Origin of the sequence: Burkholderia sp. BCC0506, assembly GCF_902833145.1 — a bacterium.
Taxonomy (GTDB): domain Bacteria; phylum Pseudomonadota; class Gammaproteobacteria; order Burkholderiales; family Burkholderiaceae; genus Burkholderia.
In genome coordinates, this window is sequence record NZ_CADFEN010000011.1 from 184,646 (window position 1) to 209,079 (window position 24,434).

The 24,434-nt window shown below is 66.2% G+C and carries 22 protein-coding genes; 13 read left to right on the forward strand and 9 right to left on the reverse strand.

Annotation, left to right across the window (positions count from 1 at the left end):
• Nucleotides 1-158: 158 nt before the first annotated feature.
• The 4 genes from HWX62_RS24510 to HWX62_RS24525 all read left to right on the forward strand — a co-directional run bounded on the left by HWX62_RS24510 (nt 159) and on the right by HWX62_RS24525 (nt 4,209).
• Nucleotides 159-1,298: a DUF2827 domain-containing protein gene (locus tag HWX62_RS24510; RefSeq protein WP_175928730.1), complete on the forward strand. Its 1,140-nt coding sequence runs from the start codon at nt 159-161 to the stop codon at nt 1,296-1,298.
• A gap of 88 nt (nt 1,299-1,386) precedes the next feature.
• Nucleotides 1,387-2,499 carry an EAL domain-containing protein gene (locus tag HWX62_RS24515; protein ID WP_175985248.1) on the forward strand — a complete coding sequence of 371 codons (1,113 nt, stop codon included), beginning with the start codon at nt 1,387-1,389 and terminating at the stop codon, nt 2,497-2,499.
• A gap of 62 nt (nt 2,500-2,561) precedes the next feature.
• Nucleotides 2,562-3,716 carry a DUF2827 domain-containing protein gene (locus tag HWX62_RS24520; RefSeq protein WP_175928177.1) on the forward strand — a complete coding sequence of 385 codons (1,155 nt, stop codon included), beginning with the start codon at nt 2,562-2,564 and terminating at the stop codon, nt 3,714-3,716.
• A gap of 25 nt (nt 3,717-3,741) precedes the next feature.
• Nucleotides 3,742-4,209, forward strand: coding sequence for a DUF4019 domain-containing protein (locus tag HWX62_RS24525; RefSeq protein ID WP_175928178.1), 468 nt, complete (start codon nt 3,742-3,744; stop codon nt 4,207-4,209).
• Nucleotides 4,210-4,512: 303 nt separating this feature from the next.
• Here the strand turns inward: HWX62_RS24525 and HWX62_RS24530 are convergent, their stop codons facing one another.
• Nucleotides 4,513-4,749: a hypothetical protein gene (locus tag HWX62_RS24530; protein ID WP_244136089.1), complete on the reverse strand. Its 237-nt coding sequence runs from the start codon at nt 4,747-4,749 to the stop codon at nt 4,513-4,515.
• 854 nt (nt 4,750-5,603) lie between these two features.
• On the opposite strand from HWX62_RS24530, the gene HWX62_RS24535 reads away from it, so the two are divergent.
• Nucleotides 5,604-5,816, forward strand: coding sequence for a hypothetical protein (locus HWX62_RS24535; RefSeq protein WP_175928179.1), 213 nt, complete (start codon nt 5,604-5,606; stop codon nt 5,814-5,816).
• 60 nt (nt 5,817-5,876) lie between these two features.
• Here HWX62_RS24535 and HWX62_RS24540 read toward each other — a convergent pair whose 3' ends face one another.
• Together HWX62_RS24540 and HWX62_RS24545 are read right to left on the reverse strand one after the other, a co-directional pair.
• The gene (locus HWX62_RS24540) at nt 5,877-6,302 is read right to left on the reverse strand and encodes an NUDIX hydrolase (RefSeq protein WP_175928180.1); all 426 of its coding nucleotides are present in this window, start codon (nt 6,300-6,302) and stop codon (nt 5,877-5,879) included.
• Between the two features lie 85 nt (nt 6,303-6,387).
• Nucleotides 6,388-7,776 carry a nucleobase:cation symporter-2 family protein gene (locus tag HWX62_RS24545; RefSeq protein ID WP_175928181.1) on the reverse strand — a complete coding sequence of 463 codons (1,389 nt, stop codon included), beginning with the start codon at nt 7,774-7,776 and terminating at the stop codon, nt 6,388-6,390.
• 76 nt (nt 7,777-7,852) lie between these two features.
• On the opposite strand from HWX62_RS24545, the gene HWX62_RS24550 reads away from it, so the two are divergent.
• Nucleotides 7,853-7,993, forward strand: a complete 141-nt coding sequence (locus tag HWX62_RS24550) for a hypothetical protein (RefSeq protein ID WP_244136090.1) — start codon at nt 7,853-7,855, stop codon at nt 7,991-7,993.
• Nucleotides 7,994-8,016: 23 nt separating this feature from the next.
• Here the strand turns inward: HWX62_RS24550 and HWX62_RS24555 are convergent, their stop codons facing one another.
• Nucleotides 8,017-8,994, reverse strand: coding sequence for a LysR family transcriptional regulator (locus tag HWX62_RS24555; RefSeq protein WP_175928731.1), 978 nt, complete (start codon nt 8,992-8,994; stop codon nt 8,017-8,019).
• Between the two features lie 133 nt (nt 8,995-9,127).
• Between HWX62_RS24555 and HWX62_RS24560 the strand changes: the two genes are divergently transcribed.
• From HWX62_RS24560 to HWX62_RS24570, 3 genes are all read left to right on the forward strand, one after another.
• Nucleotides 9,128-9,847: an SDR family oxidoreductase gene (locus HWX62_RS24560; RefSeq protein ID WP_175928182.1), complete on the forward strand. Its 720-nt coding sequence runs from the start codon at nt 9,128-9,130 to the stop codon at nt 9,845-9,847.
• A 241-nt stretch (nt 9,848-10,088) separates the two neighbouring features.
• Complete coding sequence (locus tag HWX62_RS24565; RefSeq protein WP_175928183.1) at nt 10,089-10,424, forward strand: putative quinol monooxygenase; 336 nt, start codon at nt 10,089-10,091, stop codon at nt 10,422-10,424.
• On the forward strand, nt 10,421-11,578 hold the full coding sequence (locus tag HWX62_RS24570; protein WP_175928184.1) for an iron-containing alcohol dehydrogenase: 1,158 nt from the start codon (nt 10,421-10,423) through the stop codon (nt 11,576-11,578). Before HWX62_RS24565 ends, HWX62_RS24570 begins: the two co-directional genes overlap by 4 nt.
• A 40-nt stretch (nt 11,579-11,618) precedes the next feature.
• Here HWX62_RS24570 and HWX62_RS24575 read toward each other — a convergent pair whose 3' ends face one another.
• Nucleotides 11,619-13,799, reverse strand: a complete 2,181-nt coding sequence (locus HWX62_RS24575; RefSeq protein ID WP_175928185.1) for an ornithine decarboxylase — start codon at nt 13,797-13,799, stop codon at nt 11,619-11,621.
• A gap of 527 nt (nt 13,800-14,326) precedes the next feature.
• Between HWX62_RS24575 and HWX62_RS24580 the strand changes: the two genes are divergently transcribed.
• Both HWX62_RS24580 and potE read left to right on the forward strand, forming a co-directional pair.
• A complete protein-coding gene (locus tag HWX62_RS24580; protein WP_175928186.1) occupies nt 14,327-16,627 on the forward strand; it encodes an Orn/Lys/Arg decarboxylase N-terminal domain-containing protein in 2,301 nt (766 codons plus the stop codon).
• A 75-nt stretch (nt 16,628-16,702) separates the two neighbouring features.
• On the forward strand, nt 16,703-18,088 hold the full coding sequence (gene potE / locus HWX62_RS24585; RefSeq protein WP_175928187.1) for a putrescine-ornithine antiporter: 1,386 nt from the start codon (nt 16,703-16,705) through the stop codon (nt 18,086-18,088).
• A 3-nt stretch (nt 18,089-18,091) separates the two neighbouring features.
• Here the strand turns inward: potE and HWX62_RS24590 are convergent, their stop codons facing one another.
• The gene (locus HWX62_RS24590) at nt 18,092-19,000 is read right to left on the reverse strand and encodes a LysR family transcriptional regulator (protein ID WP_175928188.1); all 909 of its coding nucleotides are present in this window, start codon (nt 18,998-19,000) and stop codon (nt 18,092-18,094) included.
• Between the two features lie 197 nt (nt 19,001-19,197).
• On the opposite strand from HWX62_RS24590, the gene HWX62_RS24595 reads away from it, so the two are divergent.
• A complete protein-coding gene (locus tag HWX62_RS24595) occupies nt 19,198-19,782 on the forward strand; it encodes a putative glycolipid-binding domain-containing protein (RefSeq protein ID WP_175928189.1) in 585 nt (194 codons plus the stop codon).
• 4 nt (nt 19,783-19,786) lie between these two features.
• On the opposite strand, the gene HWX62_RS24600 is transcribed toward HWX62_RS24595, so the two are convergent.
• Entirely contained in the window at nt 19,787-20,779 is a 993-nt protein-coding gene (locus HWX62_RS24600; protein ID WP_175928190.1) for a sulfonate ABC transporter substrate-binding protein, read from the reverse strand.
• A 211-nt stretch (nt 20,780-20,990) separates the two neighbouring features.
• The gene (locus HWX62_RS24605; protein WP_175928191.1) at nt 20,991-21,398 is read right to left on the reverse strand and encodes a DUF427 domain-containing protein; all 408 of its coding nucleotides are present in this window, start codon (nt 21,396-21,398) and stop codon (nt 20,991-20,993) included.
• A 371-nt stretch (nt 21,399-21,769) separates the two neighbouring features.
• On the opposite strand from HWX62_RS24605, the gene HWX62_RS24610 reads away from it, so the two are divergent.
• Nucleotides 21,770-23,431 carry an ABC transporter substrate-binding protein gene (locus HWX62_RS24610; RefSeq protein ID WP_175928192.1) on the forward strand — a complete coding sequence of 554 codons (1,662 nt, stop codon included), beginning with the start codon at nt 21,770-21,772 and terminating at the stop codon, nt 23,429-23,431.
• A 44-nt stretch (nt 23,432-23,475) separates the two neighbouring features.
• On the opposite strand, the gene HWX62_RS24615 is transcribed toward HWX62_RS24610, so the two are convergent.
• Nucleotides 23,476-24,423 carry a TauD/TfdA family dioxygenase gene (locus HWX62_RS24615; RefSeq protein ID WP_175928193.1) on the reverse strand — a complete coding sequence of 316 codons (948 nt, stop codon included), beginning with the start codon at nt 24,421-24,423 and terminating at the stop codon, nt 23,476-23,478.
• Nucleotides 24,424-24,434: the final 11 nt, after the last annotated feature.

The window sequence follows — 24,434 nt, forward strand, 5'->3', positions numbered from 1 at the left end:
GAGATGTCCTTTGTGAAAGGTGAGGGGAGTCGGGCACGTTCCGACATCCCATCGTACATCGTTTGCTAATTTTCCTAGTGCGTAGTCGTAGAAACCGGCGCTGCTCTCAGGGGCAGTGATCCGGTATCTAAGCTACGAGAGAATTCTTGATGCAGTCAATGATCGGTCCGCGCTCCAGCAGAAATCGCGATGACCCGTGCCTGGCCGTGGGCATCTCGCTGTTTGCGCGCGATGGTCAGATGATCTGGGAAAACGGCATCCACCAGAACATCGCGTACCTCGCGATGATGCTCAAACGCTCGGATCGCATCGGCCCCGTCTATTTCCTTAACGGCGGTGACGCCAACGCGCTACCGGCCGGGCTCGAACTCGACGGCCTCGACATCCCGCTCGTGAAACCTGTCGACGTCACGTACGAGCTCGACGTCGTGATCGAGATGGGCGCGCAATTGCCGGTCGAATGGATGCGGCACATAAAGGCACTTGGCACGAAGCTCGTTGCATGCTACGTCGGCCATACTTACAGCGGTCTCGCCGAAACTCCGATCTTCGTTAAGCCGTCGGGACACATCTTCAACGGCACGCAGTTCGACGAAGTGTGGGTACTCGAGAAGTCGCAGAAGATCGACGTGCCCCTCTTGCGCACGCTCACGCGCGCGCCGGTCTACACGATTCCGCATCTGTGGTCGCCGTACTTCCTCGATCGCCGCATCGCCGCGCTGGCGAGCGAAGGCGTGATGTTCGGCTATCGGCCTGGCCACCGCTCATGGCATCTCGCTACACTCGAGCCGAACATTTCGGTCGTGAAGTCCTGCCACTATCCGATGCTTGTGTGTGACGAGTTCTATCGTGCGCATCCGGATGCGGTGCAACATCTGTTCGTGGTTAACTCCGTGCACATGAAGGCGCATCCGACGTTCGTGCACTTCGCGAACAGCCTCGATCTGGTGCGCCAACACAAGGCGACGTTCGAGCAGCGCATGGACCTGCCGGGCTTCATGGCGCTTAACGCGGACGCGGTAGTGTCACATCACTGGGAAAATCCGCAGAACTATCTCTATTACGACGTGTTGTATGGCGGGTATCCGCTGATCCACAACTCGACACTGCTGGGCGATGCCGGCTATTACTACCCGGACTTCGATTCCGTCAGTGGCGCCCATGCGCTACATGATGCGTGGCTGCATCACGACGAGCGGTTCGACGACTATCGCGCGAAAGCGGACCGGTTGCTGCATTCGGTCTCGATCGACAACCCCGCGAACCTGGACGCGTTCGTCGCGCGTCTTGTGGCCTGAATTGGAGCTAACGCATGTTGGACTCCAATGCCCGGCAAGCGCCCTGCGGGGCAGGTCGATCGTCGCCACCCAGCTCTAGGGAGGCGGCATGAGTCACTGCGTAAAGGCGCTGATGCAACCTGCTCTAGAGCCGAATGTAACGTGTCACGCGGATTCGGACATCAGGACCGCCGGCATGGTGCTGGCGGCGATCGCTCGAGGCAGGGTGATACTGTGTGCTCAGCCGATTGTGAGCGTGCAGGACGATGAACAGGTGTTGTATCACGAATGCTTGGTACGTATCGTCGGCCCGGACGAATGTCCAATCGCCTATCCATCAGCGTTCATACCTGGTCTGGAACGTCTTGGTCTCATGCGATTCCTCGATCGCTATGTCGTGGGCATGGCCATCGAATTCATGGAGTCGAATGTCGATCTGAGCTTGGGCGTCAATATTTCCGCGCAAAGCGCCAATGATATTCAGTGGTGGGAATCAATCCTCCTGCGACTCGAAAGCAGGCCGGAAGTTGCTAGTCGCCTGGTCGTGGAGATTACCGAGACCACGCAACTGTCGTCGGTGTCAGGGCATATGTTTGTCGAGCGCCTCCAGCGCATCGGTTGCGGTATCGCCGTGGATGACTTCGGTGATGGATTCAGCGTCGAGAATTGCTCCCGAATCCCAGCCCCCGATATCGTCAAGATCGCGGGCCGCATGGTACCGACCGATGCCGATGACGGGGTGGCGCACAATCGGTTCAGAAAAATGGTGGCCTGTGCCCTAAACCATGCAAGGCAAGTGGTGGTAGAGGGTATAGAAAGCGTTGACGAGTTGCGTATGGCCGCGTTCTATGGGGTGCAATGGGTGCAGGGTTACCACACGGGCCGGCCCGGGCGATTACGAATGGCGGAATGCTCCGCCGTCGGACCGATAGAAGAATCGATGCGTCAGTTCGAGCGTCTCGCAGATGCATTGATGGATCGGCAGGGCGAAAAAAAATCCCGTGACGATGCGAGGCGCGCCTATTCGTTTGGACTGTCATGCAGTTTGTATGGAAGACATTCCGCCATCGCCAAAGGCTTGCACGATGACCTTATCGATGAGATGCGAATGAACTCAGGTCATTCGAATATATCGGTACCGTTGCTTCAGTGTTTTGTGGTGCTTGGCCGGCTCAATGGCCGGACATTGGCCGGTTCGTTCGGCCCGGGAGCTTCTTCGTGACACAAGGCGCCATCGAGGCTGAGTACTGCAATCGCGCGAAGTCGCTCAAACTTGAGGAAAGCATGGCAAGGTTAAATACTCGCGCAGCGCCGGCTGCCGGGAAAGGTCTCGTCGTCGGCGTGTCGCTGTTCGTGCGCGGCGTAGGCCAGTCGCTGTGGGAAAACGGCATTTTCCAGAACTGCCTGCTGCTGATCCTGCTGCTGCGCCAGTCGCCGCTCGTCGCGGATGCCGTGATGGTGAACGGCGGGGAACAGGTCGCCGATCCGCAGATGATGCTCGGCGAGTGGAACGTGCCGCTGCTGTCGATGGACGAAGCGCTCGAGCGCTGCGACGTGCTGATCGAAATGAGCGCGCAGTTCGGCGCGGACTACCTGCGCGCGTTCCGCGAGCGCGGCGGCAAGGTCGTCACGATGCGGGTCGGCAACGACTACGTGATCGACATCGAACGCGCGATGTTCGACAAGCCGTCGGGCTTCCTGTTCTCCGGTGCGCCGTACGACGCGGTGTGGACGATTCCCGAGTTCGAGCGCTCGTGCCTGCACTACTACCAGACGGGCCTGCGCGCGCCGGTCACGATCGTCCCGCACATCTGGCATCCGATGCTGTTCGACAAGGCGCGCGCGACGCTCGGCGACGGTTTGTCGTTCGGCTATCAGCCCGGCAAGCCGCGCTGGCGCGTGACGATGTTCGAGCCGAACATCTGCATGGTGAAGACGAGCATCATTCCGATGCTCGTGACCGAGGAAGCGTATCGCGCGAAGCCCGGCTTCCTCGAGTTCGTGCGCGTATGCAACACGCTGCACCTGAAGGAACACGCGACGTTCGTTCACTTCGCGAAGAGCCTCGACATCGTGAACCACGGGATCACGACGTTCGAAAGCCGCTATGCGGTGTACGAGTTCATGGCCGCGTACGGCGACGCGGTGGTGTCGCACACGTGGGAGAACGCGCAGAACTACCTGTATTACGAGCTGCTGTACGGCGACTATCCGCTGATCCACAACTCGCCGTTCCTCGGCAAGGCCGGGTATTTCTATCCGGACTTCGACTGCCAGGCCGGCGGCCGCGCGCTGCTGAAGGCGTTTGCCGAGCACGACGCGAACCTCGACGCATACCGCGAGCAGTCGAAGCACGTGCTCAGCTCGGTCAGCATCTACAACCCCGAGAACGTCGCGGCCTATACGGACGCGATCGCCGCCCTCTATCGCGACGCGTGACGCGCCGCCCTTTCCGGACCCAACAATGAACGCACACTCGCCCCTGACCCGCGCAAAATGGCTGATCGGCTGTGCCGCCGCATCGATCGCGATCGGCGCGCACGCGCAAGCAGCCGGCGAATCGGCCGACACGCTGCTGCGCGACTCCGATGCCGTATTCAAGCAGCTCGACGCCGGCCAGTACGGCGCGGTGTGGACCGACGCCGCCGCGTTCGTGAAGGCGCGCATCAAGCAGGACCAGTTCGCGGCCGACATGCAGCATGCGCGCCAGTCTGTCGGCGCGGTCAGCCATCGCGGTTGGGCCCAAGTCACGCGCATCCGCTACACGAATGCGTCAACGATACCCGACGGACTCTACGCGAACGTCGACTTCGCCACGACGCTGAAGAACGGGTCGACCGTGTTCGAGAAGATGAGCTTCCGTCTCGAAGACGACGGAAGCTGGCGTTTGACCGGCTATGTGCCACGCCAAGTGCAGGATCTTGCCCAATAATTGTAGGGCAAGTTCGGCTGAAGATCGTCCGCCGGTACGACGTCGGGTGCGTACGGAGCTGCTGGATCGAGTTACCCGATGGCGCTCTGACGCTGGGACAGGGGGACTCCGACGTGGGACCGCTCGCGATAACCGATCCTGCCGATCGAAGCGCATCTTGTCGCGCGGGTGGCGACGTGATGGCACGCGCGCTGCTTATGCGCTATGCGGGCGCCCAAACTTATAGCGGTGCGGGCAGTTTGAGAAAGATGAGTAATGTGCGGCACACGACAAGATGGGCAGGCGAATGCGCTGAGGACCTGATCAGGAGAGAGTCGTCGCGACCATGATGCCGAATGCGAGGCCAAGCGCAATGCCGGCGAACCGACCGTAGATCGATGCACGCACGTTTTCGTCCAGCTCGAATGGCGAGCGTTTGTACTTCCATATTGTGTTGAATACTAGCGGACGCGTGAGCAGCATCACGCAGGCGATCAACACCGGTGTCGCCATGAGCATCACGACGCGCGTGCCGGTCCAGTCGGCGCCATGCATCATCATTGAGACGAGCACCGCGAGGGGGCACCTCAACGCACAGGCCGAGCAGTGTACCCTCAACGAAGGAATTTCCGGGTGACTGCAACATGGTTCGTTCGTCCGTTCGAATCAAATCCGCGCCCGCTATGGAGCAGTTGGGGGGGGGGCGACGGGGCCCGTATCGGTGGCCGTAGTCGATCTTGTGGGCCGACCTATTTGTTGGCGTGCCGATCTATTACTACGCATTGCCAGCAATGCGGATTCACGTGCGCGCCAATCCGGGTACCTCGAGCATTGGCTGCACCAGCATGGCGATCTGATCTGCACGCGTGCGATTTCGCAGGCTCTTTCGTGAGACGGGTTGGATGCACGGATGCTTGGTCCGCTCGTCGTTTAATTTTACATAATTAACACTCTCGTCGGACCGCATGCCAGCATCGTGGCGGCTTGTTGGGAGCGTCCCGAACGTAACCGAGCCCGTGAGGGCAACTTTGGGGGCATTGGGGCGGGAAACTGCTCGGCGTCCCTTTGCCATCAGGGTGTTGCGGCCGATATTGGATTGCCGCTGAGCCAAATATGGGTAGGATTGTGGGTAGGAGGCTATCTGCGACTGCGGGAGTCTTACCTGGCGGGTCTCCGCGACCGATGGTTGCAGTTTGCTGCCTTCCGCCATCCCGCTTTCTCGCGATCCAGCCTGCTTCAGGCGACGCACGCATGCGTCGGGCGTCGTCGCCGCGCAACGGCCGCGACCGTGCAAACTTGATCGGGAAAAGCACCAGAAGTGCGGGAATTATTTCCCGGCTATAGTGGAATGACTGAAGGTAGACACGGCGCTTTTTGCCGATACCGTTCAGGTCATGACTGTAGACGGGTGCTGTATGAAAAATAAAATCGACAAGACCGCCGGACCGATCTGGGGTGTGGCTGCAGGTTTGCTTCTCGCGGTGGCAGGATTGAGTCTCGGCATCTTCCCGACGTCCTTGTACGGCTCGGGAAGCGCGAACGACTTCATGGCGTCCGGCGTGGCGATGCTGGGCATCTTCCTCGTCGTCTATTCCACGCACGAACTGCGAAGAAAGCGCGCGCACTGAGCGTTCGCGCACCGCCGATCACGACAATCGACCCGAGCCGGCCGACGGCTCGCGGGTGCGTTACGTCTTGCGGATCTCATGGTTGTAGACGAGTTCGACGATTCGTTTCGTCGGAATGCTCGCGCGCAGCGCATCGACGCCGTCGATCGGAAACCACTTGCACTTCTCGATCTCGTTGTTCGCTTGCGGCGTCTGATCCGGCCCGACTTCCGTGAAGAACACGTGATGGATCTTCGCGAGCCCGGTGAACTGCATCGAGTACACGAGAGGCTGGCCGGTCATGCCGGTTTCTTCGCGCAACTCGCGATGCGCGGCTTCGAGCGGCGTTTCCCCGCGCTTGATCGTGCCGCCGGGAAGGGCCCAGCGCGATGCCGCACGCGTGACGAGCAACACGCGCTCGTCGCGATAGCAGACGACGGTCGCGCGTTCCTTGATCGGAACGGCACTCGTTTCGGAGGCTTGGTCGGGCGCGAGGGTTTGGGGCATGCCGTGATTCTAACCAGCGCAAATCGATCGGCCAAGGCGACCTGACCGGGTTTGACGATCGGCTTGTGCCGCGCGGTGCGTCCGGTTACTTCCTTTCCGGCAGGAACCAGTTCATCACGAGCGCGCAGATGCCGCCCGTCGCCACGCCCGATTCCAGCACGTTCTTCAGTGCATGCGGCAGGCTGTTCAGGATGTCCGGCACCTGCGACACGCCGAGGCCGAGCGCCAGCGACACCGCGATGATCAGCAGCGCGCGGCGGTCGAGGTGGACGCCCGCGAGGATGTTGATGCCCGACGCCGCCACCGCACCGAACATCACCATCGCGGCACCGCCGAGCACGGGCTCCGGCACGGCCTGCAGCACGCCCGCGACGACCGGGAACAGGCCGAGCACCACCAGCATGCCCGCGATCCAGATGCCGACGTGACGGCTCGCGACGCCGGTGATCTGGATCACGCCGTTGTTCTGCGCGAATACCGAGCTCGGGAACGTGTTGAACACGCCGGCCAGCAGCGAGTTCGCGCCGTTCACGAGCACGCCGCCCTTGATGCGCTGCATCCACACCGGCCCTTCGACCGGCTCGTTCGAGATCTTGCTGGTGGCCGTGACGTCGCCGATCGCTTCGAGCGACGTGACGAGGTAGATGATCAGCATCGGCACGAACAGCGCCCACGAGAAGCCGATGCCGAAGTGCAGCGGCGTCGGCACCTGGAACAGCGCGGCCTGGTGCATGCCGGTGAAGTCGAGGCGGCCGAGGAACGCGGCCGCGAGGTAGCCGATCGCGAGCGCGATGACGAGCGCGGTGCTGCGCACCCAGACGACCGGCACGCGGTTCAGCAGGATGATCGTGCCGAGCACGAGGCCCGACAGCGTCAGGTTCTCGGCGCTCGCGAACGTGCCCTTGGCCATCGCGCCGAAGCCGCCGCCCATGCTGATGAGGCCGACCTTGATCAGCGTGAGGCCGATCAGCAGCACGACGATGCCGGTGACGAGCGGCGTGATCAGGCGCTTCACGAACGGCAGGATGCGCGACACGCCCATCTCGACGAACGACCCGGCGATCACGACGCCGAAGATCGCGGCCATCACGGTCTCGACCGGCGTGCCTTGCTTGACCATCAGGCTGCCGCCGGCGATCAGCGGGCCGACGAAGTTGAAGCTGGTGCCCTGGACGATCAGCAGGCCGGCGCCCAGCGGGCCGAAGCGCCTGCACTGGACGAAGGTGGCGATGCCGGAAATCACGAGCGACATCGACACGATGAGGGTCGTATCGCGGCTGGACACGCCGAGGGCCTGGCAGATCAGCAGGCCGGGCGTGACGATCGGCACGATGATCGCCAGCAGGTGCTGCAGCGCGGCCACGAAGGCGACCGTCGGCGCCGGCCGGTCGTTCGGGCCGTAGACGAGGTCGCGGGCCGCTTCTGCGGCGTCGGCGCCATGGGAGGCGGATTGGGCGGTGGAGGCGGGTTGCATGGCGAGCGGGCCGGACGAGGTGGAAAGTGCGGCATTTTAGCCGAAGGGGCTGCCGGCGCCGCCCGGCCGTGCCGCAATGGTCGGGATTCGGCGGGGCGCGGAACACGGCCGTGTCGGCCGCGCCGACGAAGTCGGCGAAGCGATCGCGTTCCTGCTGGGCAACCGCTTCATGAATGGTGAAATCCTGCACATCGACGGCGGCGGCCGGCTGGTCTGAGCCGCGTGACGTCGGCCAGTGGGTCAGCCGGCGGCGCGGGCTCCCTTGCCGCGCGCCGTGGCGCGTGGCGGGCGGGAATCCGGATACGCGCGCTGGCAGATGGCGATGACCGTATCGCGCAGGCGGCGATGCACGGGGTCGCCGTGCATGCGCGGATGCCACAGCGCGGACACGAGAATCGCCGGCAGGCGGACGGGGGGCTCGAAACTGCGCAGCCCGAGGGCTTCGACGAGCCCCGGCGAGCACGCGTTGCCCAGGCTCGAGCGCGGCACCAGCGCGATCAGGTCGGTGCTGGCCGCGACATGCATCGCGTCGGGGTAGCCCGGCACGACGACGTGCACGGCAGGCCCGGGGCCGGCCTGGTCGGCCAAGTCGTCGGTCGGCCCGCCGAAATCGCCGAGCTGGGCCGCCATGACGTGGCGGCACGCTGCATAGCGCGCGGGCGTGATCCGGGCCGACGCGAACAGCGGATGGCCGGCGCGCGCCACCGCGACGTGCCAGTCGTGAAAGAGCATGCGCGCGCGCAGCTCGGGCGTGTCGTCGCGGCGCTTGCCGATTTCGAGGTCGACCGTGCCGTCGCGCAGCGCTTGCGGATCGCGGTCGAGCTTCGGGACGAAGCGGATACGCACGTGCGGCGCGACGTCGGCCAGTGCGGCGACGACCGGCCCGGACAGCATTTCCATGAACGACGCGGCCGCCCGGATCGTGAACGTGGCCGCGAGCGTCGCGAGGTCGACGTCGGCCGTCGCCGGCCGGAGTACGGCCCGTGCATCGCGCGCGACGGCATGCACGCGGTCGCGCAACGCGGCTGCGTGCGGCGTCGGTACGAGCTTGCGCCCGGCGCGCACGAGCAGTTGATCGCCGGTCGCGATGCGCAGCCGCGTGAGCGTGCGGCTCATCGCGGACGTGCTCAGGCCCAGCCGGCGCGCGGCGCCGGTCACGCTGCCTTCCGACAGCAGCACGTCGAGCGCGGTGACGAGGTTCAGGTCGATGTCTTCCATGCTGAAAGGATACGCTTTCGTGCGACCAACATGGCGTTGCATGCAACTATCGATTGCATGTGGTGCGTCTGGCGCCTTCCATGGTGCGCGCCTATAGTGGGTGCAAGATGAAACACGGCAAAGGCGAACAACCATGCAACCGACTGAATCGAATCGACGCAGCCTTCCCGCGATCCTGCTCGTCGCGGCGTCGCGCGGCCTCGGGCTGGCGATGGCGGAGACCTTCCTGAACAAGGGCTGGCAGGTGACGGGCACCGTGCGCGAAGGATCCGGGCGCACGAAGCTGCACGACCTGGCCGACCGGTTCGACGGCCGGCTCGAGATCGAAACGCTCGACATCTGCGAGCCCGCGCAACTGGCCGTGCTGCGCGAGCGCCTGTCGGGCCGGCGCTTCGACATGCTGTTCGTGAATGCGGGCACGACCAACGACCCGAACGAAACGATCGGCGAAGTGACGACCGACGAATTCGTGCGCGTGATGATCACGAATGCGCTGGCGCCGATGCGCGTGATCGAGACGCTGCAGGATCTCGTGCCCGACGACGGGCTGATCGGCGCGATGTCGTCGGGGCAGGGCAGCGTCGCGAACAACGTCAGCGGGATGCGCGAGGTGTATCGCGGCAGCAAGGCCGCGCTGAACCAGTTCATGCGCAGCTTCGCCGCGCGTCAGGCCGATACGCGCCGCGCGATGGCGCTGATGGCCCCGGGCTGGGTCCGCACCGAACTCGGCGGGCCCGACGCACGCCTGACCATCGACGAAAGCGTGCCGAGCCTCGTCGACGTGCTGCTGGCGAAGCGGGCGCGGCCCGGGCTCGAATACCTCGACTATCTGGGGCGGACGGTGCCGTGGTAGCCGGGGTGGCGGCGCAAGTGCGCGGCGGCCGGCCAGGTTCCGGCTCGCCGTGAACGCGCTGCGCGAATCGGCCTGCTGTCGGCGGCCCGTTCGCGGCACGGCAAAGGCCGTGCCGATTCAATACAATGCGACGACGCGTCAGTGATACGGTGCCGCCTCATCGCGTTTGAATCCATCCGGTTCGTAGCGGATCGTGTGCGTTCCCGTCGTGACGGCCTCGTGTCGAACATGGAGCGCATGTATGAACGAACCCTATCTGCAAGTGATCGCGCATTATTTCGCGAAGCCCGGCAACGGCGACCGCGTGGTCGAACTGCTGGCCGAACTCGCGCCGGCCACGCGGGCCGAGCCGAAGAACCTCGACTACGCGTATTTCCGGTCGCCGGAGCACCCCGACCACATCGTGATCCTCGAGCGTTACAGCGATGCCGACGGCCTCGACGCGCATCGGGAAACGCCGCATTTCCAGCGGATCGGTGTCGGCGAGATCATTCCGCTGCTCGATCGTCGAGAAGTGATCCGCTACATGGTGCAGCCGGACACCGGCACGGCGACGCCACCGGGAGGCGCCCGATGAACCCGTTTCAATTCCGTACCGTTCCAACGCAGATCGTCGAATTCGGCGCCGCGCGCCGGCTCGGCACGCTGTTGCGCGAACGCTTTCCGGCGCTCGTGCGGCTGTGCGTCGTCACCGATGCGTTCCTGCATCGCAGCGGCGTGCTCGCGCCCGCGCTGGAGAGCCTCGCCGCGCACGGCTGGCAGGTCACCGTGATCGACGACGTGATCGCCGATCCGCCCGAGCACGTGGTGCTCGACGCGACCGCGCGGGCCGTCGAGGCCGATGCCGAGATCGTGCTCGGCCTGGGCGGCGGCTCGTCGATGGACGTCGCGAAGCTGATCGCGGTGCTGGCGCCGGGGCAGCAGGCGCTGACCGACATGTACGGCGTCGACAAGGTCGCGAGCGCGCGGCTGCCGCTCGTGCAGATGCCGACCACGGCCGGCACGGGCTCCGAGGTCACGGCCGTGTCGATCGTCACGGTCGGCGACGCGCGCAAGATGGGGGTCGTGTCGCCGCACCTGTTCGCGGACGTCGCGATCCTCGATGCGGAACTCACGCTCGGGCTGCCGCGCGCGGCGACGGCCGCCACCGGCATCGACGCGATGGTGCATGCGATCGAGGCCTACACGTCGGCGCGCCTGAAGAATCCGGTGTCCGACATGCTGGCCACGCACGCGCTGACGCTGCTGACGCGCAACCTGCTGGCCGCCTGCGACGACGGGCGGAACCGGCACGCGCGCGAAGCGATGCTGGTCGGCGCGATGTTCGCGGGGCAGGCGTTCGCGAACGCGCCGGTCGCGGCCGTGCACGCGTTGGCCTATCCGGTCGGCGGCATTTTCCACGTGCCGCACGGGTTGTCGAATGCGCTCGTGCTGCCGCACGTGCTGCGCTTCAATGCGCCGGCCGCCGCGCCGCTGTATGCGGAACTGGCGGCCATCGTCGCGCCGTCGGCCACGGGCAGCGACGACGCGAAGACGCATGCGCTGATCGCCGAGATCGACCGGCTGATCGTCGCGACGGGCATTCCGCGCACGTTGCGCGAGGTCGGCATCGGCGAGGCCGACCTGCCGAGGATGGCGTCGGACGCGATGCTGCAGACGCGCCTGCTCGTGAACAATCCGCGCGAGGTGACCGAGGCCGACGCGCTGGCGATTTACCGGCAGGCCTGGTGACGCGAAGGACGGCGCGTTCGGGCGCGACCGCCCACCGTGCTCACATGCGCGCCGCGTCGGCGCCGGCCGCGACCACGTAGGCCGACGCCTGCTTCGTGCCGTCCGGCCTCGTCTGCAGGTACACGCCCTGGATTTCCGGCTCGAAGCCCGGCAGCGCGTTGATTCCGGCTTCGAGCGCGCGGAAGTAGTCGAGCGCCGGGCCGCCCCACACTTCGCCGGGCACCACGCAGAAGATGCCGGGCGGATAGGGCAGCGCGCCTTCGGTCGCGATCCGGCCTTCGATGCGCTCGAGCGTGACGAGCTCGACGTTGTTGCGGATCAGCTCCGTATTCGCGGCCTGCGGCAGCATTGCCTGCTTCGGGAACCGCGCGCGCCGGAACATCTGTTTCTGCAGATGCTTCATGTCGTGGCTGCGGTAGAAGTCGTGCATGCGCTGGCACAGCTGCCGCAGGCGCATCGAGCCGTACAGCTCCGGATACGCTTCGCACAGCGACGGAATCGCGTCGCGCAGCGGCGTGTCCTGGTCGAGATGGCGCTCGAACTGCGCGAGGTGCGCGACCAGGTGCTGCAGCTTGCCGAAGCTCTCCGACGGCGTGAGCAGGAACAGGATCGTGTACAGGTCGGCCTTCTCCGGCACGACGCCGTGTTCGCGCAGGTAGCGCGCGAGGATCGGCGCCGGCGCGCCGAACGGCGCATATTCGTGCGTGTCGCGATCGATGCCGGGCGTGGTCAGCAGCAGCTTGCACGGATCGACGAAATACTGGTCGTCCGCATAGCCTTCGAAGCCGTGCCACGTGTCGGCCGGATGGAAGCGGAAGAAGCGCAGGTCGTCGACGATCTGCTCGGTCGGATGGTCGGCCCACGGGCGGCCGTCGATCTGCTGCGGAACGAACGGGCGGATCTGGCGGCAGGTTTTCAGCAGCAGCTTGCGCGCGTCGACGCCGTGCGCGACGCAGTCGCGCCACAGGCGCTTGCCGGCGGGGCCGGCATGCATCTGCGCGTTGACGTCGAGCGCCGCGAACATCGGGTAGAACGGGCTCGTCGACGCATGGATCATGTACGCGTTGTTGAAGCGCCGGTGATCGCAGAAGCGCTTCTGGCCTTCGATGTGGCTGTCCTTCTTGTGGATCTGCGACGTCTGCGAGAAGCCGGCCTGCTGCTTGTGCACCGACTGCGTGACGAAGATGCCGGGATCGTCGGGGCCGAGCGTCAGCATCAACGGTGAGCAGTCCTGCATCATCGGGATGAACTGCTCGTAGCCGACCCACGCCGAATCGAACAGGATGTAGTCGCACAGATGCCCGATCCGGTCGACGATTTCGCGCGCGTTGTAGATCGTGCCGTCGTAGGTGCCGAGCTGGATCACCGCGAGCCGGAACGGGCGCGGCAGGTCGGCGCGCTCGGGCGCGACGTCGCGGATCGCGTCGCGAATGCGCGCCTCGCCGAGCGCCGCGCTGTCGACGCCGCCGATCAGGCCCCACGCGTTGCGCGCGGTCTCGAGGTAGACCGGCCGTGCGCCGGACAGCACGAGCGCGCCGAGGTGCACCGACTTGTGATTGTTGCGGTCGAACAGCACGAGATCGTCGGGCGCGAGCAGCGCGCTCGTGACGACCTTGTTCGAGGTCGACGTGCCGTTCAGCACGAAGTAGGTCTTGTCCGCGTTGTAGATCCGCGCGGCGTTGCGCTGCGCTTCCAGCGCGGGCCCTTCGTGGATCAGCAGGTCGCCGAGCCGGACGTCCGCGTTGCAGAGGTCCGCGCGAAACAGCGTCTCGCCGAAGAAATCGAAGAACATCCGGCCGAGCGGATGGTTCGAGAAAAACTGGCCGCCCTGGTGGCCCGGGCAGTCGAATTCGACGTAGCCGCGCTGCACGTAGTCGCGCATGACCTTGAAGAACGGCGGCAGCAGGTTCTCGCTGTAGATGTCGGCGGCGGCGGAAATCTGCCGGCCGTGGTAATGGCGGCCGCCGTGCCGCAGCTGGATCACGCCGCTCGCGCTCGGCAGCACCGACGGCGGCACTTCCTGGTCGGGCTCGACCGCGACGAAGAATGGAATCGCGAAACCGGTTCTCTCGACGGTTTTCAGCACCTTTTCCGCGGCATCGATGCCGACGACGATTGCCGCGATATTCGTGAAATCGGTCTGAAATACGTCGACCTGTTCATGCGTGGTGAGGAAGGCGCCGATCAGCGCCGGCTCGACTGCGATTTTCAACAGGCTCACGCGAACTCTCCGGTAAATGACCTGAAACGGGAGCCGCATTCATGCCGGTGCGTCATGTTGACCCGACACGCGCTGCAGCCGATTGAAAACGGTTCCGCGAATGCCGGACGCTGAATACCGATTGCGCACCGCATCGGAAAGCCTGGCGGGAAACCTTGCGCGGCGCGGCGCTGCCGCGATCGGGCCGTGCCCGGCGCAGCCGATCCTAGCAACAAAGGCACGCGAATTCAATCGAACCGAATCGGTCATGCCATTACCGCATGAGCACGATCAAATAATCGGGAATGGGCGTGCTGCGGCGCACACAAAAATGATCCAATGACGAAATCCGATTCGAAAGGCGCCGATGGTTTCACCGAAACGTCAGCTTTTCAGGGAAAGGTATCCATGGCATAGTCGGCTCCGAATTGCATGGCCAATCGAGCCGGAAGGGCGAGCGTCTCATGCCGCTGCCCGCGACTTGTTGTCCGCGTGCTCGTGAGACGAACGATACCAATCGAAGCAACGCAACAGCGAGGGGAAACACCATGAACACTTCCGTCGGCGGCATTCGTCGTCTCGGCATGCGTGCGCTACTGGTCGACGACGAAATCGCGCAGGAAACCGCGACCGGGCGCGCGGTCCGCACGCTGAGCGCGGAGCTCGCGCAACGCGGTATCGACGTGTTGACGGCCACGTCCGCCGACGATGCGATCGTGCTGATCCGCTCCGACCCGTCGATCCAGTGCGTGCTGCTCGACTGGGATCTCGGCGTGGACGGCCATGGGCCGTCCGAGGCGGTGGTCGATGCGATCCGGCATCGCAACGGCGGCGTGCCGATCTTCCTGCTGGCCGATCGCAGCGTCGCGTCGACGGTGCCGGCCGCGGTGATGGGCAAGGTCGACGATTTCGTATGGCTGCTCGAGGATACGGCCGACTTCATCGGCGGACGCATCCACGCGGCGATCGAACGCTATCGCTCGACGGTCCTGCCGCCGATGTTCGGCGCGCTCGCGAAGTTCTCGCGCGTCTACGAATACTCGTGGCATACGCCGGGTCACACCGGCGGCACCGGCTTCCTGAAATCGCCGGTCGGCCGCGCGTTCTTCGAATACTTCGGCGAATCGCTGTTCCGCTCGGACCTGTCGATCTCGGTGGGCGAGCTCGGCTCGCTGCTCGATCACTCGGGGCCGATCGGCGAAAGCGAGCGCTATGCGGCGCGCGTGTTCGGCGCGCATCGCACGTATCACGTGACGAACGGCTCGTCGACGTCGAACCGCATCATCCTGATGGCGAGCGTGAGCCGCGACCAGATCGCGCTGTGCGACCGCAACTGCCACAAGTCGGCCGAGCACGCGATGACGATGTCGGGCGCGATCCCGACCTACCTCGTGCCGACGCGCAACCGCTACGGGATCATCGGGCCGATCGCACCGGAGCGCCTCACGCAGACGGCGATCCGCGAGGCGATCGCATCGAACCCGCTCGCGGCGGGGCTGGCGGACCGCCAGCCGAAACACGCAATCGTCACGAACTCGACGTACGACGGCCTCTGCTACAACGTGACGCGCGTGGAGGAGCTGCTCGGCGCAAGCGTCGACCGGCTGCACTTCGACGAAGCGTGGTACGGCTACGCGCGTTTCAATCCGATCTACCGCGACCGCCATGCGATGCACGGCGATCCGCGCGATCACCACAAGGACCGGCCGACGGTGTTCGCGACGCAGTCGACGCACAAGCTGCTGACCGCGCTGTCGCAGGCGTCGTACATCCACGTGCGCGACGGCCGCAGCCCGATTCCGCATGGCCAGTTCAACGAAACGTTCATGATGCATGCGTCGACGTCGCCGAACTACGCGATCATCGCGTCGAACGACGTCGCGGCCGCGATGATGGACGGCCCCGGCGGCGCCGCGCTGACGCGCGAATCGATCGAGGAGGCCGTCGCGTTCCGGCAGATGATCGCCCGGATGAACGGCGAATTCGCCGCGAAGGGCGACTGGTTCTTCGAATGCTGGCAACCCGACACCGTGCTCGAGGCGCGCACGGGCCGCACGCTGCCGTTCCACGAAGCGCCGCCCGAACTGCTCGCGAGCGACCCGGCGTGCTGGGTGCTGCGCCCCGGCGCGCAATGGCACGGCTTCGGCAATCTCGAGGACGGCTACTGCATGCTCGATCCGATCAAGGTGTCGATCGTCACGCCGGGCGTGGCGCCGGCCGGCGGCCTGATGCCGGTCGGCATCCCGGCGAGCGTCGTCACCGCGTATCTCGATGCGCGCGGCATCGTCGTCGAGAAGACGACCGATTTCACGATCCTGTTCCTGTTCTCGATCGGCATCACGAAAGGCAAGTGGGGCTCGCTCGTCAGCGCGTTGTGCGATTTCAAGCGCGACTACGATGCGAACCTGCCGCTCGACATCGCGATTCCGTCGCTCGCGAAGGCGCATGGCGCGCGCTATGCGGGCATGGGGCTGAAGGATCTGGCCGACACGATGTTCGCGGCGATGGAGCAGCTCGGCACGACGCGCCTGATGTCGGACGCGTTCTCGATCCTGCCGAAGCCGGAGATGAGCCCGGTGCGCGCGTACGAGCATCTCGTGCAGGGCCGCGTCGAGCAGGTCACGCTCGACGAGCTGGCCGGGCGCACGGTGGCCACCGGCGTCGTGCCGTATCCGCCGGGTATTCCGCTGCTGATGCCGGGCGAGAACGCGGGGCCGGCCGGCGGTCCGGTGCTCGGCTATCTGAAGGCGCTCGAGGCGTACGACCGGCGTTTCCCGGGGTTCGCGCACGACACGCACGGCGTGGAGGTCGAGGACGGCACGTACCGCGTGTACTGCCTGACGGCCTGAAGCCCGAAGCCCGAAGCCTGATCAGGCGAACGAGCGACCGGCCGCGCGGCGGCCTCACATCGAAGGATCGACATCATGGACAACGCAGCACGCGTATCCGACGCGGCCCCGGCGGCCGCGCAGAAGCACCGGATGAACGTCTGGCAGCTCACCATTCTCACGGCGGTCAACATGATGGGCTCCGGCATCATCCTGCTGCCGGCGAAGCTCGCGCAGGTCGGCACGATCTCGCTGCTGTCGTGGATCGTCACGGCGGGCGGCTCGCTCGCGCTGGCCTATGCATTCGCGCGCTGCGGGATGCTGAGCCGCAAGCCGGGCGGGATGGGCGGCTACGCGGAGTACGCGTTCGGCAAGGCCGGCAATTACATGGCGAACTACACGTACGGGCTGTCGCTCGTGATCGCCAACGTCGCGATCGGCGTCACGGCGGTCGGCTACGGCACCGTGCTGTTCGGCGCGACGCTGTCGCCGCTGCAGACGGGCCTGTGGACGATCTTCCTGCTGGTGCTGACGACGGTCGCGAACTTCGGCGGCTCGCGCATCACCGGCCGGATCGGCGCGGTGACGGTGTGGGGCGTGATCGTTCCGGTCGTCGTCGTGTCGCTGATCGGCTGGTTCTGGTTCAGCGGCGCGACCTGGGGCGCCGCGTGGAATCCGCACGACCTGCCGTTCGGGACGGCCGTCGGCAGCTCGATCGCGGTGACGCTGTGGGCGTTCCTCGGGCTCGAATCGGCGTGCGCGAACTCGGACGCCGTCGAGAACCCGGAGCGCAACGTGCCGATCGCCGTGCTCGGCGGCACGATCGCGTCGGCGATCTTCTACATCGTGTCCACCAACGTGATCGCGGGGATCGTGCCGAATGCGATTCTCGCGCAGTCGAACGCGCCGTTCGGCATCGCGTTCGCGACGATGTTCACGCCGGCCGTCGGCACGATCGTCACCGCGCTGATGGTGATTGCGTGCATCGGCTCGCTGCTCGGCTGGCAGTTCACGGTCGCGCAGGTGTTCAAGAGCTCGGCGGACGTCGGCTACTTCCTGCCGGTGTTCGGACGCGCGACGCGCACCGGCACGCCGATCGTCGGCATGGTGATCCTGCTGGTCGCCCAGGTCGCGCTCGCGCTGATGACGATCAGCCCGGAGCTGAGCAGCCAGTTCCAGAAAATCGTCGATCTCGCGGTCGTCACGAACCTCGTGCCTTACGTGATGTCGATGGCCGCGCTGATCACGATCCAGAAGGTCGCGAAGGTGCCGCCGGCCAAGGCGCTGGTGACGAACGCGATCGCGATGGTCGCGACCGCGTACAGCTTCTATGCGTTGTTCAGCTCGGGCGAGCAGGCGCTGATGCTCGGCGGCCTGTGCGTGTTCCTCGGCTGGACGCTGTTCGGCTTCGTCAGCGCGCGCTTCTACCAGATGGAAGTCGACGCGCACGTGAAGGAGCCGGGGAAGTCGCTGCAGGTGTGACGGTCAACGCCCGCGCGGCGTCAGCCGCGGCGGGATTTCCCGTTTCAGCAGATCGACGACGGCCCGCACGCGCGGCGGCAGCGGCCGCTGTGCGTGCACCAGCACGTTGAGCGCGAAGTCGGGCACGTCGTAGCGCGGCAACAGGCGCACGAGCCGGCCGTGCGCGAGCGCATCGGCGCAAGCCGGGTGCTGGACCACGCCGATGCCGCCGCCCGCCGCGATCGTGTCGAACATCGGCCGCCAGTGGCTAGTCGTGATGACCGTGCGGATGCGCGCGTATTCGACCGCGCCGCCGTCGCGCTGCAGCGGTACCTGTTCGTTCGCGAACACGCCTTTCACGCGGACGAACGGATGGTTCGCGAGATCGGCCTGCGTGTCGATCGGGCCGTGCCGGTCGAGATACGACGGCGAGGCGACGAGCACGCGGCCGACCGCGCCGAGCGCGTACGCGACGAACCCGCCGTCGCGGAGCTGGCCGACCCGGATCGAAACGTCGACGCCCTCGGTGACCGGGTCGACGATCTCGTCGTTCAGCACCAGGTCGACGTGCAGTTTCGGATACGCGGTACGGATCTGCATCAGCACGCCCGGCATCACGACTTCGCCGAAACATTGCGGCGCCGCGAGCCGGATCGCGCCGTCGAGCGCATTCTCCGGCTTCGAGACCGACGCGACGGCCATGTCGGCCGCTTCGAGCAGCGCCTTGCTGTGTTCGTAGAAGAGGCGGCCTTCCTCCGTGCACGCGAGGGTGCGCGCGCTGCGCATCAGCAGCCGCGTGCCGAGATGCCTTTCGAGTTTCTCGATGCGCTCGCTGACGGCCGGCTGACCCATGTCGAGATCCCGCGCCGCGCCGGACATCGTGCCGCGCTCCACGACCCTGACGTAGATGCGCATCGTCGCCAACAAATCCATGGAGTCGCGCCTTGTATCTTGCTGTTCGAGGATGACCGATCGACCGATGGTACCAAAGCCGTATCGACGCGATGGTGTGCGTCGGGCCGATATTGGCTATCGGCGCCATACGCGCTTGGTGCCGTCGAAGCCGCGTGCGTTTGCCGGCGCCGTGAGCGAAAATCGGCTTCCTTCCGCGCGACCGACAGGAGGTACGAATGACGCAACGCAATGACAGCCGACGGATGCACTGTGTCGCCTGGCAGATCGTGCAGACGTGGCAGGCGGCCGAATGGTGCCGGCTCGTCGAATCGCAATCGGGCATCGACCTGTCGGGCTCGGTGGCGGGCGCGATCGACGGCGCGCCGTTTCGTATCGATTACGCGATCGCATGCGGCGCCGACTGGCTCACGCGCTCGGCACGCGTGACGCAGTGGACCGGCACGGCGCCGCCACGGCAATGGGACATCGCCTGCGATGCGGGGCGGTGGACGATCGACGGCGTCGATGTCCCGGCGCTCGCGGGCGCGACCGACATCGATCTCGGCTTCAGTCCGTCGACCAATACGCTGCCGATCCGGCGGCTGGCGCTCGCCGTCGGCGAGTCCGCGGAGATTCGTACCGCGTGGCTGCGCTTTCCGGATCTCGCGATCGTGCGCGGCGAGCAGCGCTATACGCGCACCGCGCCGCACGTGTACCGCTACGAGAGCGGCACGTATGCGGCGGATATCGGAACCGACGACGCAGGCCTCGTCACCGATTACGACGAATGGCGGCGCATCGGCGCGGCATCCGCGTCGTGACGCGTCAGCGCGCGCTGGCGACCGACAGCTTGCCGGGGATCAGCTTCAGCGTGCTGAACGCGTCGGCGATGCTCTGCTGATACGCGACCGTCGCATCGGTGATCGGCTGCACGCCGTAGCCGGCGCGCTTGAGCGCGACTTCGAGCGTCGGCGCGTCGAGGCCGACGAGCGGCGACAGTTGCGCGGCCACGTCGGGCACGTGATCGCGCGCCCAGCGGTCGACCGCGTCGACTTCGTCGAGCAGCGCGCGCAGCACCTGCGGGTGCGCGGCCGCGTACTTGCGCGCCGCGAGGTAGTACTGCGTGTTGCGTACAAGCCCGTCGCCGTTCGCGACCACGCGTGCGCCGAGCTGCCGTTCGGCGGCGGCCAGATAGGGATCCCAGATCACCCACGCATCGACGCTGCGCTGCACGAACGCGGCGCGCGCGTCGGCCGGCGTCAGGTAGATCGGCTGGATGTCGGCATACGTGAGGCCCGCGTGTTCGAGCGCCTTCACCAGCAGGTAGTGGACGTTCGAGCCCTTGTTGAACGCGACCTTCTTGCCGCGCAGTTGCGCGACGGTGCGGATCGGCGAGTCGGGCAGCACGACGATCGCCTCGCCCCGCGGCGCGGGCGGTTCGTTGCCGATGTACACGAAATCGACGCCGGCGGCCTGCGCGAAGATCGGCGGCGTTTCGCCGACGGTGCCGACGTCGATCGCGCCGGCGTTCAGCCCTTCGAGCAGTTGCGGGCCGGCCGGGAATTCGAGCCATTGCACGGTGACGCCCTGGCTCGCGAGACGCTTCTCGAGCGTGCCGCGCGCCTTGAGCACGACGAAGTTGCCGTATTTCTGGAAGCCGATGCGCAGCCGCGTGCCGTCGGCGTCGGCACGCGCGGGGCCGGCCGCGAGCGGCCCGAGCGCGAGGCCGGCCAGCCCGACGGCCGCGCCTTGCAGCCACTGGCGGCGGCGCGGGTCGACCGGGGTCGTTTCAAGGTCTGCGTGCGGTGTGTCGTTCATCGAGGCGTCCTGCTGGCGGGTTCGCGGATCGCGCGGGCATCGCGCGATCGGCACGGGATGCGGCCGGTGGCGGGCGATGCGCGCGCGGCCGGCCCGCGCCGGATTCGAGACGATACGGCCAGCCTGGGACGACGGCCAACCAATGAATCCGCATATGCAAATCACCGGCCGGACGATACGTGAACGACGACGCGGCAGGGCGCCGCCGCGCTCACTCGGTGACGAGCAGGCTTTCCTCGATCGAATCGACGCGGTCCGGATAGAACGCGAGGTGCCCGCGAATCGACTCGACGGCCGGATTCGGATGCTCGTACGTCCATACGGCATTGATCGAGCGTTCGCCGCCGGCGGGGATCGAGTAGTACGCGCAATCGCCCTTGTACGGGCAGTAGGTCGCGTGGTCGGTGCGTTCGAGCAGCGACATGTCGGCATCCTCGCGCGGAATGTACAGCACGGCCGGATAGCTGGCCTCGCGCAGCACCAGCGCATGGCGCGTATCGGCGACGACCTTGTCGGCCACCTTCACGGTCACGCGGGACGAATGCGGTTCGATCAGGATCGGATGATCGGGGCCCGGCGACTTCACCGGACGAGAGGGCGTATCGGGGTTCATCGACATTCGTGGGTCCTCCAGAAAGGGCGGCGCGCACGGACGCGCCGTGCCGGCCCGTGCGCGCCGGGCGGATTCCCGCGCGCCGGTGCCGGCGTCGGCCAACCGCTACGATGCACCCATTCCGCGGAAGTTGCAGGGGGACGGAAGGGCGCCCGCAGCCGTGAGCGAATGGCGCTGCCGGATGCCGCCGGGGCAGGGCATCGCGGTGGGGTGCGCGAGCATGCCTGCGACGCTCGGATGGACATTCCCATGCAGCGGCAGCGGGATGCATTCGCGACGATAAGCAACGCGGAATTAATTGGTAAGCGATCGGCGCGTGGCGCGCGAAGATCGGCGGTCGGCATTCGCACGACATCCCTTTTCTTCCCTCCGCCACCATGAAGAATCCTTTCGTTTCGTCAGCCGCGCGCCGGATGCGCGGCGTATCGCACGCCGGCGCCGCGCTGCGCCGCATCGCCGCGTCGCTGCTGCTGGCCGGCGCCGCGACGCACGCGTTCGCGGCGCCCACGGGCAACACACTGGTGTACTGCAGCGAAGGCAGCCCGGCCGGGTTCGATCCCGGCCAGCACACGACGAGCACCGATTTCGATGCGAGCACGTACACGATCTACAACGGGCTCGTGCAGTTCAAGCGCGGCACGCTCGATCTCGTACCGTCGCTCGCGACGAGCTGGGACGTGTCGCCCGATCAGCGCACGATCACGTTCCACCTGCGGCGCGGCGTGAAATTCCAGACCACCGCGTGGTTCAAGCCGACGCGGCCGTTCCAGGCCGACGACGTCGTGTTCACGTTCCGCCGGATGCTCGATCCGGACGATCCGTTTCGCAAGGCCTATCCGGTCAGCTTCCCGTATTTCGGCGATCTCGGCTTCGACCGCAACATCGAGCGCATCGAGAAGGTCGACGACTATACGGTGCGCTTCGTGCTGAAGTCGCCCGACGTCGTGTTCGTGCGCAATCTCGCGATGGCGTTCGCGTCGGTGCTGTCGGCCGAATATGCGGGGCAGCTCGCCGCGCGCCATCGCGAGTCGGACATCAACCAGTTCCCGGTCGGGACGGGGCCGTTCCTGCTGCGCACGTACCAGAAGGATGCGCTGATCCGCTACGACGCGAATCCCGACTACTGGAAGCCGGACGACGTGAAGCTCGCGCACCTCGTGTTCGCGATCACGCCCGATCCGGCCGCGCGCTTGCAGAAGCTCGTGGCCGGCGAGTGCCAGGTGTCGGTGTTTCCGCGGCCGGCCGATCTCGAGACGGTGCGGCGCGACCCGAAGCTGACGCTGTTTTCGGGGACGGGCTTCAACGTCGGCTTCGTCGCGTACAACACGCAGCATCCGCCGCTCGATCGCGTCGACGTGCGGCGCGCGCTCGACATCGCGATCGACAAGGCGGCGATCATCAAGACCGTGTTCAACGGCGATGCGACGATCGCGACGAACCCGATGCCGCCCGCGCAATGGTCGTACAACCCGCGCCTGAAGGACGCCCCGCGCGATCCGGCCGCCGCGAAGGCGCTGCTCGCGCAGGCCGGCTTCCCGAACGGCTTCGACCTGACGCTGTGGGCGATGCCCGTGCAGCGTCCGTACAACCCGAACGCGCAGCTGATGGCGCAACTGATCCAGCAGGACTGGGCGAAGATCGGCGTGCGCGCGAAGATCGTCAGCTACGAATGGGGCGAATACAACCGTCGCGCGAAGCACGACGGCCAGCACGATGCGATCCTGTACGGCTGGTCGGGCGACAACGGCGATCCCGACAACTGGCTCGGCACGCTGCTCGGCTGCGAGGCGGTGCACGGCAGCAATCTCGCGAAGTGGTGCAACCAGGACTTCGAGCGGCTCGTGACGGCGGCGCGCTCGAATGCGGACGTCGCGAAGCGCACGGCGCTGTACGAGCAGGCGCAGGTGGTGTTCAAGGACCAGGTGCCGTTCACGCCGATCGCGACGTCGATCGTGTCGCTGCCGATCTCCAGGCGCGTGCACGGGCTGACGTTCTCGCCGCTTGGCGGGCACCGGTTCGACGGCGTGTGGCTCGAATGATGCGGGCGGGGCCGGCGCGCCCGTGCTCGCCGGCATGCGTCGCGTCAGTCGAGCGCGACGGCGGCCGCCGTTTCGACCGGCGTGCCTTCGAGCGCGACCGACGGCCGGCCGTCCGGGCCGACCGGCACGTCGCCGATCAGCGTCGTCCGATAGAGCTGGCGGTCGAAGTCGAGATCGAAGATGTCGACGGGCGCGAGATGCGCGGTCGCACGGTTGTCCCAGAACGCGATGCTGCGCGGCTCCCACTTGAAGCGGATCGTGAATTCCGGCCGCGTCACGTGCTCCCACAGCAGTTCGAGCAGCGCCTGGCTCTCGCGCGGCGTCAGCCCGACGATCGATTTCAGGAAGCTCGGGCTCACGTACAGCGCGCGTTCGCCGGTCTCGGGATGCACACGCACGAGTGGATGTTCGGTCACGAGCGGGCGGCGCTCGACCGCGTCGTCGAATGCGCCGGTCGCGCGCGCGCCGGGCGGCGGCGTGAAGCGATGGATCCCGCGCAGCGTGTCGACGAAGCCGCGCAGCGGCGCGGACAGCGTTTCGTACGCACGCACGAGGTTCGTCCAGTGCGTGTCGCCGCCGTACGGCGGGATCGTCACGCCGCGCAGGATCGATGCCCACGGCGGGTTCACGGCGGCCGTCACGTCGGTATGCCAGCCGGTCCAGGGCCGGCGTACCGGCTCGCCTTCGAAGCGCGTCGCCTTGCGATGCTTCGCGATCGAATAGACGGCCGGATGGCCGTCGACGTGCCCGAATACCGGGTGGCCGACCGTCGGCTCCCCGAACTGCGCGGAGAACGCGACATGCTGCTCGTGCGTGAGGAATTGTTCGCGGAAGAATACGACGCGCCATTTCAGCAGCGCGGCGCGGATTGCCGCGATCTGCGGCGTGGTCAACGGTTGCGTGAGGTCGACGCCGCGGATTTCCGCACCGATGTGGGCGGACAGCGGGATCACGTCGACCGGCTGGGCGGCGGGTTCGGGTAGGGCGCTCATGCGACGCTCCT

Bases quoted from the DNA above. Each gene is read 5' to 3' on its own strand.
- HWX62_RS24580 (WP_175928186.1), top strand. From the start codon at position 14,327: ATGAACACTTCCGTCGGCGGCATTCGTCGTCTCGGCATGCGTGCGCTA.
- HWX62_RS24605 (WP_175928191.1), bottom strand. From the start codon at position 21,398: ATGTCGATGAACCCCGATACGCCCTCTCGTCCGGTGAAGTCGCCGGGC.
- HWX62_RS24525 (WP_175928178.1), top strand. From the start codon at position 3,742: ATGAACGCACACTCGCCCCTGACCCGCGCAAAATGGCTGATCGGCTGT.
- HWX62_RS24535 (WP_175928179.1), top strand. From the start codon at position 5,604: ATGAAAAATAAAATCGACAAGACCGCCGGACCGATCTGGGGTGTGGCT.
- HWX62_RS24570 (WP_175928184.1), top strand. From the start codon at position 10,421: ATGAACCCGTTTCAATTCCGTACCGTTCCAACGCAGATCGTCGAATTC.
- HWX62_RS24615 (WP_175928193.1), bottom strand. From the start codon at position 24,423: ATGAGCGCCCTACCCGAACCCGCCGCCCAGCCGGTCGACGTGATCCCG.
- HWX62_RS24540 (WP_175928180.1), bottom strand. From the start codon at position 6,302: ATGCCCCAAACCCTCGCGCCCGACCAAGCCTCCGAAACGAGTGCCGTT.
- HWX62_RS24560 (WP_175928182.1), top strand. From the start codon at position 9,128: ATGCAACCGACTGAATCGAATCGACGCAGCCTTCCCGCGATCCTGCTC.
- HWX62_RS24565 (WP_175928183.1), top strand. From the start codon at position 10,089: ATGAACGAACCCTATCTGCAAGTGATCGCGCATTATTTCGCGAAGCCC.
- HWX62_RS24610 (WP_175928192.1), top strand. From the start codon at position 21,770: ATGAAGAATCCTTTCGTTTCGTCAGCCGCGCGCCGGATGCGCGGCGTA.
- HWX62_RS24520 (WP_175928177.1), top strand. From the start codon at position 2,562: ATGGCAAGGTTAAATACTCGCGCAGCGCCGGCTGCCGGGAAAGGTCTC.
- HWX62_RS24600 (WP_175928190.1), bottom strand. From the start codon at position 20,779: ATGAACGACACACCGCACGCAGACCTTGAAACGACCCCGGTCGACCCG.
- HWX62_RS24595 (WP_175928189.1), top strand. From the start codon at position 19,198: ATGACGCAACGCAATGACAGCCGACGGATGCACTGTGTCGCCTGGCAG.
- HWX62_RS24550 (WP_244136090.1), top strand. From the start codon at position 7,853: ATGGTCGGGATTCGGCGGGGCGCGGAACACGGCCGTGTCGGCCGCGCC.
- HWX62_RS24590 (WP_175928188.1), bottom strand. From the start codon at position 19,000: ATGGATTTGTTGGCGACGATGCGCATCTACGTCAGGGTCGTGGAGCGC.
- HWX62_RS24545 (WP_175928181.1), bottom strand. From the start codon at position 7,776: ATGCAACCCGCCTCCACCGCCCAATCCGCCTCCCATGGCGCCGACGCC.
- HWX62_RS24530 (WP_244136089.1), bottom strand. From the start codon at position 4,749: ATGATGATGCATGGCGCCGACTGGACCGGCACGCGCGTCGTGATGCTC.
- HWX62_RS24510 (WP_175928730.1), top strand. From the start codon at position 159: ATGATCGGTCCGCGCTCCAGCAGAAATCGCGATGACCCGTGCCTGGCC.
- HWX62_RS24515 (WP_175985248.1), top strand. From the start codon at position 1,387: ATGAGTCACTGCGTAAAGGCGCTGATGCAACCTGCTCTAGAGCCGAAT.
- potE (WP_175928187.1), top strand. From the start codon at position 16,703: ATGGACAACGCAGCACGCGTATCCGACGCGGCCCCGGCGGCCGCGCAG.
- HWX62_RS24555 (WP_175928731.1), bottom strand. From the start codon at position 8,994: ATGGAAGACATCGACCTGAACCTCGTCACCGCGCTCGACGTGCTGCTG.